At 38.9% G+C, this 18052-nt stretch carries 12 protein-coding genes and 2 pseudogenes; all 14 read left to right on the top strand.

Features of this window, described 5'->3' with window-relative positions:
* Positions 1 to 9 precede the first annotated feature (9 nt).
* Positions 10 to 1272, top strand: a complete 1263-nt coding sequence (rseP, locus tag MHB65_RS05505) for an RIP metalloprotease RseP (RefSeq protein ID WP_342442712.1) — start codon at positions 10 to 12, stop codon at positions 1270 to 1272.
* Between the two features lie 131 nt (positions 1273 to 1403).
* Positions 1404 to 3110, top strand: coding sequence for a proline--tRNA ligase (locus tag MHB65_RS05510; protein ID WP_342442713.1), 1707 nt, complete (start codon positions 1404 to 1406; stop codon positions 3108 to 3110).
* 271 nt (positions 3111 to 3381) lie between these two features.
* Positions 3382 to 6309: pseudogene (locus tag MHB65_RS05515) on the top strand (PolC-type DNA polymerase III); the annotation flags it as partial.
* Positions 6310 to 7025: 716 nt separating this feature from the next.
* Positions 7026 to 8852: a group II intron reverse transcriptase/maturase gene (ltrA, locus tag MHB65_RS05520; RefSeq protein ID WP_342442714.1), complete on the top strand. Its 1827-nt coding sequence runs from the start codon at positions 7026 to 7028 to the stop codon at positions 8850 to 8852.
* Between the two features lie 109 nt (positions 8853 to 8961).
* Positions 8962 to 10365 (top strand): annotated as a pseudogene (locus MHB65_RS05525) (PolC-type DNA polymerase III); the annotation flags it as partial.
* Between the two features lie 334 nt (positions 10366 to 10699).
* A complete protein-coding gene (gene rimP, locus MHB65_RS05530) occupies positions 10700 to 11176 on the top strand; it encodes a ribosome maturation factor RimP (protein ID WP_205441986.1) in 477 nt (158 codons plus the stop codon).
* A gap of 24 nt (positions 11177 to 11200) precedes the next feature.
* Positions 11201 to 12340: a transcription termination factor NusA gene (nusA, locus tag MHB65_RS05535; protein ID WP_205441988.1), complete on the top strand. Its 1140-nt coding sequence runs from the start codon at positions 11201 to 11203 to the stop codon at positions 12338 to 12340.
* A 136-nt stretch (positions 12341 to 12476) separates the two neighbouring features.
* Positions 12477 to 12755 (top strand): YlxR family protein, encoded by a 279-nt coding sequence (locus tag MHB65_RS05540; protein ID WP_205441989.1) that lies wholly within the window; start codon positions 12477 to 12479, stop codon positions 12753 to 12755.
* Positions 12752 to 13060 carry a YlxQ family RNA-binding protein gene (locus tag MHB65_RS05545; RefSeq protein WP_205441990.1) on the top strand — a complete coding sequence of 103 codons (309 nt, stop codon included), beginning with the start codon at positions 12752 to 12754 and terminating at the stop codon, positions 13058 to 13060. Before MHB65_RS05540 ends, MHB65_RS05545 begins: the two co-directional genes overlap by 4 nt.
* A 14-nt stretch (positions 13061 to 13074) precedes the next feature.
* Positions 13075 to 15363 carry a translation initiation factor IF-2 gene (infB, locus tag MHB65_RS05550; RefSeq protein WP_205441991.1) on the top strand — a complete coding sequence of 763 codons (2289 nt, stop codon included), beginning with the start codon at positions 13075 to 13077 and terminating at the stop codon, positions 15361 to 15363.
* Positions 15363 to 15641: a DUF503 domain-containing protein gene (locus tag MHB65_RS05555; RefSeq protein ID WP_036121391.1), complete on the top strand. Its 279-nt coding sequence runs from the start codon at positions 15363 to 15365 to the stop codon at positions 15639 to 15641. The genes infB and MHB65_RS05555 overlap by 1 nt, the downstream gene beginning before the upstream one ends.
* A 77-nt stretch (positions 15642 to 15718) precedes the next feature.
* A complete protein-coding gene (rbfA, locus tag MHB65_RS05560; RefSeq protein ID WP_205441992.1) occupies positions 15719 to 16060 on the top strand; it encodes a 30S ribosome-binding factor RbfA in 342 nt (113 codons plus the stop codon).
* Positions 16061 to 16174: 114 nt separating this feature from the next.
* A complete protein-coding gene (truB, locus tag MHB65_RS05565) occupies positions 16175 to 17086 on the top strand; it encodes a tRNA pseudouridine(55) synthase TruB (protein WP_342442715.1) in 912 nt (303 codons plus the stop codon).
* 13 nt (positions 17087 to 17099) lie between these two features.
* Complete coding sequence (ribF, locus tag MHB65_RS05570; RefSeq protein WP_205441994.1) at positions 17100 to 18047, top strand: riboflavin biosynthesis protein RibF; 948 nt, start codon at positions 17100 to 17102, stop codon at positions 18045 to 18047.
* Positions 18048 to 18052 lie beyond the last annotated feature (5 nt).

Below are 18052 nucleotides of genomic sequence, written 5' to 3' on the forward strand. Positions count from 1 at the left end.
TGGGGTAATATGCAAACAGCCATTGCATTTATATTAATATTTGGCATGCTCGTCTTCTTCCATGAACTTGGACATTTCTTATTCGCCAAACGTGCAGGCATTTTAGTACGTGAATTTGCTATCGGAATGGGTCCCAAAATTTATGGGAGAACACATGGAGAAACAATGTATACCATTCGATTATTACCTATCGGGGGATACGTACGTATGGCCGGCGAGGATATGGATGGCACTGAATTACAGCCGGGCTACCGAATAGGGCTTATTGTGAATGAGGATAATATTGTTAAAAAAATTATTTTCAATCAAAATAATAAGCAGTTACCAGATTTATTATTTTTAGAAGTTGAACGTGCTGATTTAGAGAAGGAGTTATTTGTAGAGGGCTATGATGAAGAAGAACGTTTAGTTCGTTATCAAGTAGCTAGAGATTGTGTTCTTGTGGAAAATGGTCGTGAACTGGTCATTGCACCACAGGATCGTCAATTTAATGCAAAAACAGTTGGCCAACGAGCGATGACCATCTTTGCAGGTCCTTTGTTTAACTTTATTCTTGCGTTTGTGATTTATTTAGTGATTGGATTAATCCATGGAGTACCAACTTATGAGCCAATCATCACGGAAGTAGTAGAGAATGATCCAGCTGCACAAGCAGGGATGCTTGCAGGAGATAGAGTAACATCTATTAACGGACAAGCTGTTGAAAAATGGCAGGATTTAGCCGCTATCGTTCAAGATCATCCAAACGAAGATATTTCCGTGACAGTTGAACGAAATGGACAATCTGTGAACTTAAATATGACCGTGAAGGAAATCCAACAGGACGGTGAAAAATATGGTCAAATAGGTGTGCGCTATGAAAGCCCAAGGGAGTTTAACCCAATAAAGGCGGTTGTCTATGGAGCACAAGAAACCTATAATATGACTGTGAAAATATTTGAACTATTAGGTATGCTGATTACTGGTAAGTTCACAATCGATGCACTTTCTGGTCCTGTAGGTATTTATAAAGCAACAGAGCAAGTTGCCCAGTATGGTATTATGAACTTAATGAATTGGGCAGCAATGCTAAGTATTAACTTAGGAATTATGAACCTACTTCCATTACCAGCACTTGACGGAGGTCGTTTATTATTCTTTGGTTTTGAAGCGCTACGTGGTAAACCAATTGACCGTCAAAAAGAAGGGATTGTACATTTTGTAGGAATCGTCCTACTGATGATTTTAATGGTGGTCGTTACATGGAACGATATACAACGATTCTTCTTTTAAATGATCTACAGTTAAATGAAATTTGATTTCCTAGCTTTGAGCGCAATTTCGATGAAACATTGCGCTCAAAGCTAAATTTGTTTATGCTATTGAGAGTATAAACTTATCTATTGAAAAAGGTGGAACACTGAATGAAGCAAAGTAAAACATTTATCCCAACGTTACGTGAAGTACCTGCTGATGCTGAAGTAAAATCACATAAGCAATTACTACGTGCAGGGTTTATTCGTCAAAATACAAGTGGGGTATACTCGTATTTACCGCTTGCAAAACGTGTGCTAACAAAAATTGAAACAATTATCCGTGAAGAAATGGAAGCTATCAACTCCATTGAGCTTCTAATGCCATCCCTACAATCTGCTGAGCTATGGCAGGAGTCAGGTCGCTGGGAAAAATACGGGCCTGAATTAATGCGCTTAAAAGACCGTCATGACCGTGATTTTGCATTAGGACCAACACATGAAGAAGTCATTACTACTTTAGTACGTGATGAAATTAAATCATATAAAAAATTACCGTTAACATTGTATCAAATTCAAACCAAATTCCGTGATGAAAAACGTCCTCGCTTTGGCTTACTACGAGGAAGAGAATTTATCATGAAAGATGCTTATTCTTTCCATGCGTCACGTGAAAGTTTAGATGAAACATATGAAGATATGTACCGTGCTTATTCTAATATTTTCTCCCGCCTTGGCTTAAACTACCGCGCCGTTATTGCAGATGCAGGTTCAATTGGCGGTAAAGGTACACATGAATTTATGGTGCTTTCTGAAATCGGTGAAGATACAATTGCATACTCGGATACTTCGGACTATGCAGCAAACATCGAAATGGCTGAAGTCATCGTTGACTATCAACCATCTGATGAGGCTTTAAAAGAAGTGGAAAAAGTAGCAACACCAGAACAAAAAACGATTGAAGAAGTTTCAGCATTCTTAAAAGTAGAGCCAGCCAATGTCATCAAATCTTTAGTTTTTGATGTAGATGGTGAGCTTGTTGTAGTCCTAGCACGTGGGGATCATGAAATTAATGATATCAAATTGAAAAATGCACTTGATGCAGGGTCAGTGGAACTTGCTAGTGAAGCAGCAATTAAAGATTTATTAGGCTGTGGCGTTGGTTCAATTGGTCCAGTGAAACTACCAGTAGACGTAAAAGTAGTAGCAGACCAAGCAATTAAATCCATCCGTAATGGTATTGCAGGTGCTAACGAAGATGGATTCCACTTAGTCAATGTTAACCCAGAGCGTGATTTTGCAGTTAATGACTATTTAGATATTCGTTTTATTCAAGAGGGAGATCCTTCTCCTGATGGACAAGGTATCATTAAATTTGCAGAAGGTATCGAGGTTGGTCATATTTTCAAATTAGGTACTACATATTCTGCTAAAATGAATGGTACTTTCTTAGATGAGCAAGGAAAGGCTCAACCATTTATTATGGGTTGCTATGGTATTGGTGTATCTCGTATTCTAGCTGCTGTAGCTGAGCACTTCCAAGATGACAATGGCTTTACATGGCCAACACAATTAGCGCCATATGATATTCATGTTGTACCAGTTAACACAAAAGATGAGGCGCAAGTGGCATTAGCAGAGGAGCTGTATGGCTTATTAAAATCATACCGTTATGATGTGCTATTAGATGATCGTCCTGAACGTGCAGGTGTAAAATTCGCGGACGCTGATTTAATTGGTCTACCTGTTCGAGTAACTGTCGGTAAAAAAGCAACAGAGGGTATTATAGAGGTGAAATTCCGTCAAACGGGTGAAACATTTGAATGGAAAAAAGAAGAAGTCATTGATCACCTTAACGAATTTTTCCGTAAAAACTAATGACCTGCTAGAAGGTTGGTCATAATTGGAAGCCAATGCTTTTGATAGAGGCTTTCGTATAAATTTGATAAGATAGATATAAATAATTCGCGACACTTCTGCGGGACAGTGAGCCAAGCAAGAAACAACAGATGGTAAAATCTCTGTTAAACTTGAAGAGCGCCCGCAGTGTGGGAGCGAATTTTTTTCTTGAATTCTCATCATGCGTTTGAGACGAATTAGAACATGAGGCTAAATAAGCTGCCTCTTTCTGAAAGTAGGTGTCATTAGATTGGAACAGCAACAAGAGGCAAGAATGAGACTTCGAATGCTCTTGCAACAATTAGAGTTAACAGATGATGTATACATGTCATTTTTTGAGGAAGGTGAATTATCACGCCTGACAGTTCATAAAAAGGACAGACTTTGGCATTTCACCATTAAGTTAAGAGATATACTACCGTTTTCGTTATATCAGCTTTTCCGTACGCATTTGACAGAGAAGTTTTCAGCGATCGCGCAAGTTAATACGACATTTGAAACGTTAGAGCAAAATGTGACAGAGGAACTGGTGCAAGCTTACTGGCTAAATGTTGTGGAACAAATTGATGAGATGGCCCCACCGCTTAAAAATTGTCTCGTCTCTCAAGTACCAACATGGAACGGCCAAAAGATGACATTATCCTGCATGCAGGAAATGGAATTTATGATGCTAAAAACAAAGTATGCTGACAAACTAGCAGAAAGCTATGGTCAATTTGGTTTCCCTCGTATGGCAATCGACTTTGTGCTACAAGAAGAAACGGAAGAAATGATTGCGGCACAGGAAGCGTTTATGGAGCAGAAACGTCTGGAAGAAGTGGCTCTGGCACAGCAAGCGATGCAGGATTTCCAAAAACGTGAGCAAGAGAAGAAGGACAATCCAGCACTGGCGAACCTTGGTGACCGTCCCTTCCAACTTGGAATGCATATTAAAGATGATGAAATCATGGAAATTAAACGGATTGTTGAAGAAGAACGCCGTGTTATTATTGAAGGATTTGTCTTTGATGCGGAAATTAAAGAGTTAAAAAGTGGACGTTCCTTATTACAAATCAAAATTACCGACTATACAGATTCCATCATTGTTAAAATGTTTTCTCGTGATAATGATGATGCCGAATTAATGCAACATCTGAAAAAGGGCATGTGGGTTAAAGTTCGAGGCTCTGTGCAAACAGATACATTCATTCGTGATTTAATCGTCATGGCGAATGATATTAATGAAATCAAAAAAGAAACACGACAGGATTTAGCACCAGAGGGTGAAAAGCGTGTTGAGTTACATTTGCATACACCAATGAGCCAAATGGATGCTGTTACACCTGTTGATCGGCTTGTTGCACAGGCTGCAAAGTGGGGGCATCCAGCAATAGCTATTACGGATCATGCGGTTGTGCAATCTTTCCCTGAAGCATATGCGGCGGGGAAAAAACATGGCATTAAGATTATTTATGGTCTGGAAGCAAATTTAGTGGATGATGGTGTACCAATTGCCTATGCTCCAGAGCATCGTTTATTGGCAGACACAACGTATGTTGTTTTTGACGTAGAAACGACAGGGCTATCCACTGCATACGATACGATTATTGAGTTGGCTGCAGTTAAAATTAAAGATGGACATGTTATCGATAAATATGAAAGCTTTGCAAATCCACATCATCCACTTTCGGCCACTACCATTGAATTAACAGGTATTACAGATGATATGGTTCGAAATGCACCAGAGGTAGAGCAGGTCATTAAAGAATTTCATGCCTTTATCGGTGACGCAATTGTTGTCGCTCATAACGCGTCATTTGATATAGGCTTCCTCTATACAGGCTATAAAAAATTTGGTCTTGAAGAGACGGTCCATCCTGTAATTGACACATTAGAGCTAGCAAGGTTGCTTTATCCTACAATGAAAAACCATCGTTTGAATACCCTTTGTAAAAAATTCAATATTGAATTAACACAACATCACCGAGCGATTTATGATACAGAGGCGACAGGGTATTTACTGCTGCAGCTATTAAAGGATGCGGATGAGCTAGCTATCAACTACCATGATGACTTCAATAAGCATATTGGTGGTGGGGATGCCTATAAAAAAGGTAGACCTATGCATTGTACGATTTTAGCAGTAGATAATGCAGGCTTAAAAAACTTATTTAAAATCGTCTCACATTCGCATACAAAAACATTCTATCGTGTTCCTCGGGTGACACGGGCAGTGCTTGAGCAATATCGCGAGGGTTTATTAGTAGGATCTGGTTGTAGTAATGGTGAAGTATTCGAAACAATGATGAATAAATCTCCTGAGGAAGCAGAGAAAGTCGCTCGTTTTTACGATTATATTGAGGTGCAACCGAAGGCTGTATATGCGCCATTAATCGAACGAAATGTTGTGCGTGATGAATGGACATTAGAAGATATTATCCGTAAACTTGTTAAACTTGGGAAGAAGCTAGATAAGCCTGTTGTTGCTACTGGCAATGTCCATTATTTAGATCCAACAGATGGAATGTTCAGGCAAATACTCATTGGTTCACAAGGTGGAGCGAATATTTTAAATCGATCCAAGCTACCGGAGGTTCATTTTAGAACAACTGATGAAATGCTGAAAGAATTTGATTTTTTAGGACCGGATCTTGCAAAAGAAGTAGTTGTGACGAATGCTCAAAAAGTAGCAGCAAGTATTGGCGACGTCAAACCGATTAAGGATGACCTCTATACACCAAAAATTGAAGGCTCTGATGATGAGGTAACTAATTTAACTTATGAAATGGCCCATCGTATTTATGGTGAGGACTTACCAGAAATCGTGAAGGCTCGAATTGAGAAAGAATTAAAATCGATTTTGGGTCACGGTTTTGGGGTAATTTATTTAATTTCTGCCAAGCTAGTGAAAAAATCATTAGCTGATGGCTATTTAGTAGGGTCACGTGGTTCGGTTGGTTCTTCGTTAGTAGCAACTTTTATGGAAATTACAGAGGTTAACCCATTACCTCCTCACTATATTTGTCCTAGTTGTAAACATTCCGAGTTTTTCGATGATGGATCTGTCAGCTCTGGCTTCGATTTACCAAATAAAGACTGTACAGAATGTGGCACACCTTATAAAAAAGATGGACAAGATATACCATTTGAAACCTTCCTTGGTTTTAAAGGTGACAAGGTACCCGATATCGATTTGAGTGCGACACGTTGCTAATTGAAAAGATTAGCCACCATTAATGGTAGAACTGCTATTTCGAAGTGTGGAATGACGGAGTAACGCCCCGAAACACACTCGCTGAAGCTACGACATGCAAGTGGATGACTGCAAAATTGAAACTTGTATGAAGCTCGTTAAAGTGGGCTGAAGTTCACCCAAACAGTACGGCTGTGGAAAAGGAGACATCCTGTGAATGATAGGTCTGGCGTCTATAAACTTTCTATGGTTAGAATCAGTAGATTGACTGGGACGAACCCTCGATTGACTTTTCGTGAATGTCACGCAGTAGAAATGCTGCGGGGTCCAAATTAGGGCTTCTAGGTGTGGATGAGTAAGCGTTTGATTATGAAAATCCATCTTGTGTTACAGGCACATGCAAGCCTAGCGGAATTTAGGGGGAACCTAAGGGAAGATGTACAGATAGAAATAGTGGAACGTGTGAAGCTCCAAACGTAAGAGACAGTTGCATGTCGATGACGACGGTACGAGGAAAAGCTTTTAGCTATAACTCGTTTTAACGGAGTGGCAGTAGTGCCGTAGTACCGATGATGAAATGCCAGTGATGACTGAATAACAAATAGGTCGGAGGAAAAAACATTTCTGAGGGAAGGGCACAAGTCGTTAGTGTTGAAAACAAACCTACACAAGTCAGATTCTAGTATGACTAAAGAGAACGAAAGCTCAAAGGGAGTGATTAGTTGACTGACTTAATGATTCAAAAGTTAAGAAACAATGAGTATTTTGGATTGCAAACAACTTTTGATGATCTTTATAACGAAAGTAAAAGTGGTCGTTATTTTACAGACCTTTATGATGTGATTATTTCCGAAGAAAATATCATGCTCGCCTTTCGTAACCTTAAAAGTAATACAGGTAGTAAAACGAAAGGTACTAATGGACACACAATTAAACATTTAAACAAAATGAATGCTGATAAACTAATCAAGCTTGTTCGAAGAAGACTAGAAAATTATTCACCACATGCAGTAAGAAGGTTATTCATACCAAAACCGAATGGAAAGATGCGACCTCTTGGTATCCCAACTATTGAGGATAGATTAATACAGCAAATGTTTTTGCAAGTATTAGAACCGATTACAGAGGCGAAATATCATCCGCAAAGTTATGGCTTTAGACCGAAACGAAGCACACATGATGCACTCGCAAGATGCTATCATATGGTGAATCATAGTCATCAACATTTTGTCGTTGATATCGATATTAAAGGTTTCTTCGATAATGTAAATCATAAAAAGCTAATGAGACAATTATGGACGATTGGTATTAGGGATAAAAAAGTATTAGTAATCATCAAAAAGATGCTGAAAGCTGAAATTACAGGTGAAGGAGTACCAACGAAAGGAACGCCCCAAGGAGGAATTTTATCTCCGCTACTTGCCAATGTAGTATTAAACGAGTTGGATTGGTGGATTTCAAATCAATGGGAAACGAAACCGACACGAGTACCTTATAAGCTAAAACGCAATAAAACGGACGCACTTAAAAAGACAAGGTTAAAACCAATGTATCTAGTTCGATACGCAGATGATTTTAAAATATTCACGAACTCATATGAAAATGCTCGAAAGATTAAAATAGCTGTTGAAAAATGGTTAAAAGAACGATTAGGGCTAGAAATTAGTGAAGAAAAAAGTAAAATCACGAATTTGCGTAAGAATGGTACAGACTTTTTAGGAGTTCGCTTTAGAGCGGTACAAAAAGGCAATGCGAAAACAGGATACATCGTCAATTCTAAGATGGACCCAAGAGCAAAAGAAAAGGTACAAGGCGTTATAAGGCATCAGCTAGTAAAACTAAGAAAAAGTCCTACTCCACAAAAAGTGATGAATTTTAATGCGAATATTTTAGGGCTGCAAAACTATTATAAGATTGCAACTCGGATCGCTCAGGATTTTAATGAGATAAGGCATAACATTCACCCAAACATTAAATCACTCATGATAAGAAACATCTTTTTGAAAACAAAAGAAACAAACGGAGTGATTGATAAATTTTACGGAGATTACAATTATCCACGTTTCAAAAGCAATGGATTGCTGGTATATCCTATTGAAGCTGTTCGACATGATATACGAGGACAGCGAAAGCCTGAATTCACAATTTACAATGAAGTTGATAGGAAAGTAATTCATAAAGATTTAAAACAAGTGTCCATTCGAGAAATCGAAATGTTTCGTAAAGGAATATATAAATCAAAAAGTGTTCTGTATGAGAATAACCGATTGAGTAAATATGTAGCACAAAAAGGCTGCTGTGGTATTACGGGTGAGAGATTAACACCTCATCAAGCGTTATGTCATCATATTAAATCAACAGCACAAGGTGGTACAGATGAATACGATAACTTGATTATTATTAATAGAAAGTATCATATGCTCATTCACAATTCAGACCCTTTAAGGAATAAAGAATATCAGAAGATTTTAAGTAAATTCGAAATAAAAGCAATGAACAAATTAAACAGGCTAAGAACGGAAGTAGGAAATCCAAAGCTTAGTCTATAACATTCAACAAAACTAACGATGGAACGCCGTGTGAGTGTGAAAGCCTCATGCACGGTGTGGGACGGGGGAAAAGCTGGCGATAACTTCAAAGGCTTACCTATCGTCATATTTTTCGGGTGAATATCAACCACAAGCTCACAACTATACAAAGGTGCTATTTGGTGAGGATTATGTATACCGTGCTGGAACAATCGGTACAGTGGCGGAGAAAACAGCATATGGCTATGTAAAAGGCTATGCAAATGATCATAATTTACATTTCCGAGGTGCGGAAGTCGATCGTTTAGTTCAAGGCTGTACAGGCGTAAAACGTACATCAGGGCAACACCCTGGGGGAATTATTGTTGTACCTGATTATATGGATATTTATGACTTCTCTCCAGTACAGTTCCCTGCAGATGCGCAGGATGCAGAATGGCGGACAACCCATTTTGACTTCCACTCGATTCATGACAATATTTTAAAGCTTGATATACTTGGACACGATGATCCGACGGTGATCAGGATGTTGCAGGATTTATCTGGAATAGATCCAAAAACAATTCCAACCGATGATCCTGTCGTGATGAAAATTTTTAGTTCTCCAGAAACGTTAGGAGTCACAGAAAAGCAAATTGGCTGTAAGACAGGAACATTGGGTATCCCGGAATTTGGTACACGTTTCGTACGTCAAATGCTAGAAGATACAAAGCCTTCCACATTCTCAGAGCTTGTACAAATTTCTGGACTTTCACATGGAACAGACGTATGGCTAGGCAATGCACAGGAATTAATTCAAAACGGTACATGTGTGCTGAAAGAAGTAATTGGTTGTCGTGATGATATTATGGTGTATTTAATTTACCAAGGTCTAGAGCCGTCATTAGCCTTTAAAATCATGGAATCTGTTCGTAAAGGGAAAGGTTTATCAGAAGAGTTTGAAGCCGAGATGCTCGCCAATAAAGTACCTGGCTGGTATATCGAATCCTGTAAAAAGATAAAATATATGTTCCCAAAAGCCCATGCGGCAGCTTACGTGTTAATGGCTGTACGTATTGCATGGTTCAAGGTACATTTCCCAATTCTTTATTATGCAGCGTATTTCACAGTTCGGGCAGATGATTTCGATTTAATTGCGATGGTTCAAGGATCACAAATGATTCGAGCACGTATTGATGAAATTAATATGAAAGGTTTAGATGCATCCACTAAAGAGAAAAATTTATTAACGGTGTTGGAGCTTGCGTTGGAAATGTGTGAACGAGGTATGAGTTTCCAAAAGGTTGACTTATATCGCTCTCAAGCCAGTGAATTTGTCATTGATGGCAATTCACTCATCCCTCCATTCGACGCGATACCAGGCCTTGGGACTAACGTGGCCAAAACGATAGTAGCTGCTCGTGAAGAGGGAGAGTTTTTATCCAAGGAAGATTTACAGCAACGTGGTCGTGTATCCAAAACACTTATTGAATACATGGATCAGCTTGGATGTTTAGAAGGCATGCCTGATGCTAATCAGTTATCACTATTCTAGTATGGGATTTGTTTCGTATTGAAAGGTCTTCATGCATTTTCAAATTCCTGACACAATATGGTTATCTTTAATGACGGAAATTTGCATTGTGTCGAGAACTGTGCTATTCTTATGGTAATAATTTGTTGATATTTTTCCAGCAAAAGAGTGGGGCATACCCGCTCTTTTCTGTTGTTTAACCGTAGCAAAACAAATTTTGACTAACAGCAGGTAAGACCGTTAAATTTCACCAAAGCAACTGGTGGAATTTCTGTTTTATTATGGTTCATTACTGCGTTAACTGATAGTAATGAACAATTCATACGCTAGAATTTGATAAATACAGGAGGAAATAATGAGCAAAGTACCATCTTTAATTGAAGAGCTCGCTAAACCAATTGTGGATGAGTTAAATCTTGAGCTAGTGGATATTGAGTTCGTAAAAGAAGGACGTAACTGGTTTTTACGTGTCTATGTTGATACACCTGAGGGTGCAATTGACATTGACCAATGTGCTCAAGTTAGTGAACGACTAAGCTTGTTATTGGATGAAAAAGATCCAATTACACAAAATTATTATTTAGAGGTTTCTTCACCTGGAGCGGAACGTCCATTAAAAAAAGATACAGATTTTGAAAAAGCAGTTGGCAAATTTATTTACGTAAAAACCTACAAGCCCATCAAGGACATGAAGGAATTCCTAGGCTACTTAACGTCATACGATGAACATACATTAGTGATGGAAGTGCGTATTAAAACACGTAAAATGACAGTAACAATTGAACAAGAAAAAATCGCATTGGCACGTCTTGCCATTGATTTTTCAGCATAATGCATATTTAGGAGTGAAAACAAAATGAGTAGTGATTTGTTAGATGCGCTGAATGCGCTAGAAGAACAAAAAGGAATTTCAAGAGATGTGTTAATTGAAGCCATTGAAGCGGCATTAGTTACAGCTTACAAACGCAACTTTAACCAAGCACAAAATGTTCGAGTGGACTTAAATTTAGATAAGGGCTCAATTCGTGTATTTTCACGTAAAGATGTGGTGGAAGAGGTAGAAGATGATCGTTTGCAAATTTCGCTAGAAGATGCAAAAATCATTAATCCAGCTTATCAGCTAGAGGACATCGTGGAGCAGGAAGTAACGCCACGCAACTTCGGACGCATTGCTGCACAAACAGCAAAACAGGTAGTCACACAGCGTGTACGTGAAGCGGAACGAGGTTTAATCTATGAGCAATACGTAGATCGTGAAGATGATATCGTAACGGGTGTTGTTGAACGTTTAGATGCTCGTAATATCTATGTCGGTCTTGGGAAAGTAGAAGCGGCATTGCCAGTTAATGAACAAATCCAAGGTGAATCCTATCATCCACATGATCGTATTAAAGTATATATTACAAAAGTTGAACGTACGACACGTGGACCTCAAGTGATTGTGTCTCGTACACATCCTGGTTTATTACGCCGATTATTTGAGATGGAAGTACCTGAAATTTATGAGGGTATTGTAGAGATTAAATCAATTGCACGTGAAGCTGGTGATCGCTCTAAAATTTCTGTCTTTGCGCATAATGAAGAAGTAGATCCAGTAGGTTCATGTGTTGGGGCAAAGGGAGCTCGTGTACAAACGATTGTCAATGAACTAAATGGTGAAAAAATTGATATCGTAGAATGGTCTGAAGATCCAGTTGTCTTTGTAGCTAATGCATTAAGCCCATCGAAAGTATTAGATGTTCAAGTGAATGAAGAAGAAAAATCGACAACAGTTGTCGTACCAGACTATCAATTATCTCTAGCAATTGGTAAACGCGGGCAAAATGCACGTCTAGCAGCGAAGCTTACTGGTTGGAAAATTGATATTAAGAGTGAGACAGATGCTCGTGGATTAGGTATTTATCCTTCGGCTACAAGCACTTTCATCCCTGCGGATGATGAAGAAAGTGATTTTGATGATGTAGCAGTTGACTTATATCAAGACGACGAAGAATAAGTAAGAAAGCCCGTGTGACAAGTTAGCTGACAGTATTCAGTGGGCCCCCTACGCCGACTGAATACTGTCAGAGCGTCAAGTAGAGCATAACTTGTCCACCTCTTACGACAAGCTTCAGAGAGGAATGGTGATTCTTATGGCTGTAAACAAAAAAGTACCTCTTCGTAAATGTGTAGCAACTGGAGAAATGCTACCAAAGAAAGAGATGGTACGTGTTGTTCGTTCAAAAGAGGGCGAAGTAAGTGTAGATGTCTCCGGAAAAAAACCTGGGCGTGGTGCCTATGTCTCTAAATCAGAGCAGGCAGTTGACATCGCGCGTAAGAAAAATGTATTAGGGCACCAGCTTGATGTTAAAATTCCTGAAGAAATTTATGAGGAACTTATTTTGCTGATTCGTAGGGAGTCAATTTTATGATAAATCAAGCAATATTTAATTTGCTTGGGATCGCGGCAAGAGCACGTAAAGTGATTTCAGGAGAAGAGCTAGTAGTAAAGGAAGTCCGTAATGGCAATGCTAAGATAGTATTGCTTGCAAACGATGCTTCTAAAAACTCTAGTAAGAAAATTCAAGATAAGTGCACGTACTACAACGTTGAGTATCATGTAATTGGAGATCGTTATGATCTAGGACATGCTACAGGTAAGGAGGCCCGAGTGGCTTTAGCTATTACCGATAAAGGTTTTGCACGTAAATTGTCTAGTCTACTCAACGAAAACTAATCGGGGGTGAGCAGATGACCAAAATCAGAGTTCATGAATATGCGAAGCAAGTGAATAAAACGAGTAAAGAGGTTATTGAAGCACTAAGTAAATTAAATGTGAGTGTAACAAACCATATGTCTATGTTAGAGAAAGACGCTGTGGCAAAGTTAAATCAAACATTTAAAGCAACACCTGAGAAAAATGTAGCAAAACAATCAACTCAAAACATGGCACAAAAACCTCAATCAAATGGCCAGCAAAAACCACAGCATTCGGTGAAAAAGCAAGAAGGACAAAGGCAGCAATCTGCTACTTCTAAGCCAAAAGCAAACAACCAGCAACACGCACAGCAAAACTCAAATTCGTCTAACGAAAAATCTAAGAATACAAAAGGTAATCAAAATAGAAATATGACACAAAATAATAATAATAACAATAATAATAATAATCGTAGAGGTGGCGGTGGTTACAACCAACGTCCAAAACCAGGGATTCATGGAGGCAAACGTCGCCATCCAAAAACGCATCAACCGTCTATACCAGTTAAACAAAAGGAACTGCCAGAAAAAATTACTTTTGTTGAATCATTATCAGTAGCGGAATTAGCAAAAAAATTACACCGTGAGCCGTCTGAAATCATTAAGAAATTATTTATGCTTGGGGTAATGGCAACAATTAACCAAGAATTAGATAAGGATGCAATTGAATTAATTTGCGCAGACTATGGTGTAGAAGTGGAAGAAGAAATTCGTGTAGATATTACGGATTTAGAAACACACTTCGAGCAAACAGAAGAAGTGAACGAAGCTGAATTATCGGAACGTCCACCAGTTGTAACAATCATGGGTCACGTTGACCACGGTAAAACAACATTATTAGATTCTATTCGTAATACTAAAGTGACAGCAGGAGAAGCTGGCGGTATTACACAACATATTGGCGCATACCAAGTAACGGAAGGCGATAAGAAAATTACTTTCCTTGATACTCCAGGGCACGCAGCTTTCACAACAATGCGCGCACGTGGTGCAAAAGTAACGGATTTAACAATTCTAGTTGTAGCTGCTGATGATGGCGTCATGCCACAAACAGTAGAAGCGATTAATCACGCTAAAGCAGCCGAAGTACCAATTATTGTAGCTGTGAATAAAATGGATAAACCATCAGCAAATCCTGATCGTGTGATGCAAGAATTAACAGAGCATGGCCTAGTTCCTGAAGCATGGGGTGGCGAAACAATTTTCGTACCAATTTCTGCATTAAAAGGTGAAGGCATCGATACATTGCTTGAAATGATTCTACTTGTAGCTGAGGTTGGTGAGCTTAAAGCGAACCCAGATCGTTTAGCACTTGGTACAGTTATTGAAGCGCAACTTGATAAAGGACGTGGCTCTGTTGCTACGTTATTAGTACAAGATGGAACTTTAAAAGTGGGTGACCCGATTGTTGTAGGTCATGCGTATGGTCGTGTACGTGCGATGGTGAATGACAAAGGTCGTCGTGTGAAAGAAGCTGGCCCATCAACACCAGTAGAAATTACAGGTTTAAATGATGTACCTCAAGCTGGTGACCGCTTCGTAGTCTTTGAAGACGAGAAAACAGCACGCCAAGTTGGGGAAACTCGTGCCATGTCAGCAATTCAAGCACAGCGTTCAGAAAAGCAACGTGTTACGCTGGATAACTTATTTGAACAAATGAGCCAAGGCGAAATGAAAGAGCTTAACTTAATTGTGAAAGCTGACGTTCAAGGTACTGTTGAAGCAATGGCTGCTTCCTTAATGAAAATTGATGTAGAAGGCGTAAATGTGAAAATCATTCACACAGGTGCTGGTGCTATTACAGAATCTGATATTTCTCTTGCAGCAGCTTCTAATGCGATCGTTATTGGATTTAACGTACGTCCAGATGTTAATGCAAAACGTGCAGCGGAAGAAGAGGGTGTAGATATTCGCTTACACCGCATTATCTATAAAGTAATTGAAGAGATTGAACAAGCGATGAAAGGTATGCTTGATCCAGAGTTTGAAGAAAAAATTATTGGTCAAGCAGAAGTTCGTCAAACAATTAAAGTATCAAAAGTTGGTACAATTGCTGGTTCATATATAACAGAAGGAAAAGTAACGCGTGATTCAGGTGTACGTGTGATCCGTGATAACGTAGTAATATTTGAAGGTGAGCTAGATACGCTTAAACGTTTCAAAGATGAAGTGAAAGAAGTGGCAAGAGGATACGAATGTGGTATTACGATTACAAACTTCAACGATATTAGAGAAGGCGATATTATTGAAGCCTATATTATGGAAGAAGTTAAACGCGTCTAATGATCGTATATGCAGAGGTTGAATTCATCATTCAAACTGCCCATTCGTTAAAGGAAAAACGTGCTGTTTTACAGCGTATGATTACCCGCACAAAGCAGAAATTTAATGTTTCTATTGCGGAAATTGACCATCAAAATGTATGGCAGCGTACGAAATTAGGACTTGTTGCTGTTTCTTCATCAAAAGATGCAGCTGAACGGGAAATAAACCACGCGCTCCATTATTTGCAGTCAAATCCATCATGGGAACAGCTTGATGTGTGGCGAGATTATTTATAAGTAACAGTAGATAGTTGAGAGCGTGATACAGCAATAAAATATCAACTATCTGTACATCGAAATAGAGGTGATAAATTATGTCTCTACGTTCAAACCGTGTTGCTGAGCAAATGAAAAAGGAGCTTGGCGATATTATTGGCCGTAAAATAAAAGATCCGCGTGTTGGTTTTGTGACTGTTACAGGTGTTGATGTAACAGGTGATTTACAGCAAGCGACAATTTATATTACATCTTTAGGCAATGAGCGTGAACGTGAAGAAACGCTAAAAGCTTTAGTAAAAGCTTCTGGCTTCATTCGTTCTGAAATCGGATCACGCATTCGTTTACGACGTACACCAGAATTAATCTTTGAATTTGATTCATCGATTGAATATGGTAACCGTATTGATTCATTGCTAAGAGATTTACACAAAGAATAAGCTGAAAAAGTCTGCCACATGCATGTTTATGCAGGCAGACTTTTTATCTTCATGGAAAAGGTTATATTGCCAATGAGTAATTAATTATAGAGTAGGCAATTTGGGAGGAGCTATATGAACGGTATTTTACCGCTTTGGAAAGAAAGAGGCATGACGAGCCATGATTGTGTCTTTAAATTACGCAAAATTTTGCGGACAAAAAAAGTTGGGCATACAGGTACACTTGATCCAGGTGTTGAGGGCGTACTACCAATTTGTATTGGCCAAGCAACTCGAATAGCAGAATATTTAACGGACGCAGGGAAAACCTATGAAGCAATTATTTCAATCGGTCGTACCACGACAACCGAGGATGCAGAAGGTGAAACCGTTGAAGAAAATCTTACGATAAAAAAATTTTCTCGTGAACAGTTGCTAGAGGTTTTAGCTTCATTAACTGGAGTTATTGAACAAACACCACCCATGTTTTCAGCAGTAAAAGTAAATGGGAAGCGCCTCTATGAATATGCGCGAAAAGGCGAAAGTGTTGAAAGACCAACTCGTCAAGTCACAATTTATGATTTAGAGCTTCTTGATGAGCTAGCACAATATGAGGGGCAAGAAATTACATTTCCAGTCCGTATCGCTTGCAGTAAAGGGACCTATATACGAACATTAGCTGTACAAATTGGTGAGGCGCTTGGCTATCCAGCACATATGAAGGAACTCGTACGAACTGCTTCAGGTACCTTTACACAGGATAACTGTTTTACATTAGCACAGGTTGCTGAGCTAATGGAGGCTGAGCAAGTGGCTACCTGTATTTTACCTGTCGAGTATGCATTAGCAGACTATCCATATATTGAGATTACGAACGCCAATGAAAAAGAAATTTTCAATGGACAAGTGCTTCCAGCAGATGCATTATTAAATAGTCATGATAAAATTGTGTATGGAATCAATGGAAAGGCAGTTGCGGTTTATCAGGCTCACCCTACAAAGGATGGTTTGATGAAGCCACATAAGATGTTTCCGACGATAGAGTAGGAGGATTTTTTCAATGGAGGTCATTCATTTAAAATACCCACATCAATTACAGCAACGAGAAAGTATCCAGCCGTATTCATTAGCTCTTGGCTTTTTCGATGGTGTACATAGAGGGCATCAAGCAGTTATCAAGGCAGCTAAGGAAGAGGGAGACAAGCGACAAATTCCAACTGCAGTGATGACATTCGATCCACATCCTTCATTAGTCCTTGGTGGACGTAACGAAAAGGTTTTTTATATTACACTCTTACAACAGAAATTACAGTTGTTTGAAGAACAGGGTGTGGATACGGTATTCGTTGTCCATTTCACTTCTGATTTTGCCAAACTTTCACCAGCTGCGTTTATTGATACATTTATTCGTGGATTAAATATTCAACATGTGACAGCTGGCTTCGATTATTCGTTTGGAGCATTTGGTAAGGGAACAATGGAAGATATGCGTGTATTAAGCAATGGTGAATATGGGGTAACGATTGTTGAGAAGAAAACAGATGATGTTGAGAAAATCAGCTCTACCCGTATCCGCAAGCTATTACAAGAAGGCGACATGGAAGAAGCAACAGTGCTATTAGGGAGACCATTTGAAATCAATGGCATTGTTGTACATGGTGATAAACGTGGCCGTACCATTGGCTTTCCTACAGCAAATGTCCAAGCTTTAGAAGGAACGTTTATTCCAGCAAGTGGTGTCTATGCTGTTCGCCTGCTTGTGCAAAATAACTGGTATGATGGTGTTTGCAATGTGGGCTATAAACCAACTTTCAAAGATCCAAATGATAAGCAATTATCGATTGAAGTCCATATTTTAAACTTTGATAAAAATATCTATGGTGAAGAAGTACATGTAGCATGGTATAAACGCATTCGAAGTGAACGAAAATTTGATGGTATTGAGGCATTGAAGACGCAAATCGAAAAGGATAAACAAGAAGCAATTCGTTACTTTAACGAGCTATAAGCCTT

Source organism: Lysinibacillus sp. FSL K6-0075 (genome assembly GCF_038592945.1).
Lineage (GTDB): Bacteria > Bacillota > Bacilli > Bacillales_A > Planococcaceae > Lysinibacillus > Lysinibacillus fusiformis_F.

Excerpts from the sequence above, each read along its gene's own strand:
- MHB65_RS05555 (WP_036121391.1), top strand. The coding sequence starts at position 15,363 with ATGATCGTATATGCAGAGGTTGAATTCATCATTCAAACTGCCCATTCG.
- rimP (WP_205441986.1), top strand. The coding sequence starts at position 10,700 with ATGAGCAAAGTACCATCTTTAATTGAAGAGCTCGCTAAACCAATTGTG.
- infB (WP_205441991.1), top strand. The coding sequence starts at position 13,075 with ATGACCAAAATCAGAGTTCATGAATATGCGAAGCAAGTGAATAAAACG.
- ribF (WP_205441994.1), top strand. The coding sequence starts at position 17,100 with ATGGAGGTCATTCATTTAAAATACCCACATCAATTACAGCAACGAGAA.
- rseP (WP_342442712.1), top strand. The coding sequence starts at position 10 with ATGCAAACAGCCATTGCATTTATATTAATATTTGGCATGCTCGTCTTC.
- MHB65_RS05540 (WP_205441989.1), top strand. The coding sequence starts at position 12,477 with ATGGCTGTAAACAAAAAAGTACCTCTTCGTAAATGTGTAGCAACTGGA.
- nusA (WP_205441988.1), top strand. The coding sequence starts at position 11,201 with ATGAGTAGTGATTTGTTAGATGCGCTGAATGCGCTAGAAGAACAAAAA.
- MHB65_RS05545 (WP_205441990.1), top strand. The coding sequence starts at position 12,752 with ATGATAAATCAAGCAATATTTAATTTGCTTGGGATCGCGGCAAGAGCA.
- rbfA (WP_205441992.1), top strand. The coding sequence starts at position 15,719 with ATGTCTCTACGTTCAAACCGTGTTGCTGAGCAAATGAAAAAGGAGCTT.
- truB (WP_342442715.1), top strand. The coding sequence starts at position 16,175 with ATGAACGGTATTTTACCGCTTTGGAAAGAAAGAGGCATGACGAGCCAT.
- MHB65_RS05510 (WP_342442713.1), top strand. The coding sequence starts at position 1,404 with ATGAAGCAAAGTAAAACATTTATCCCAACGTTACGTGAAGTACCTGCT.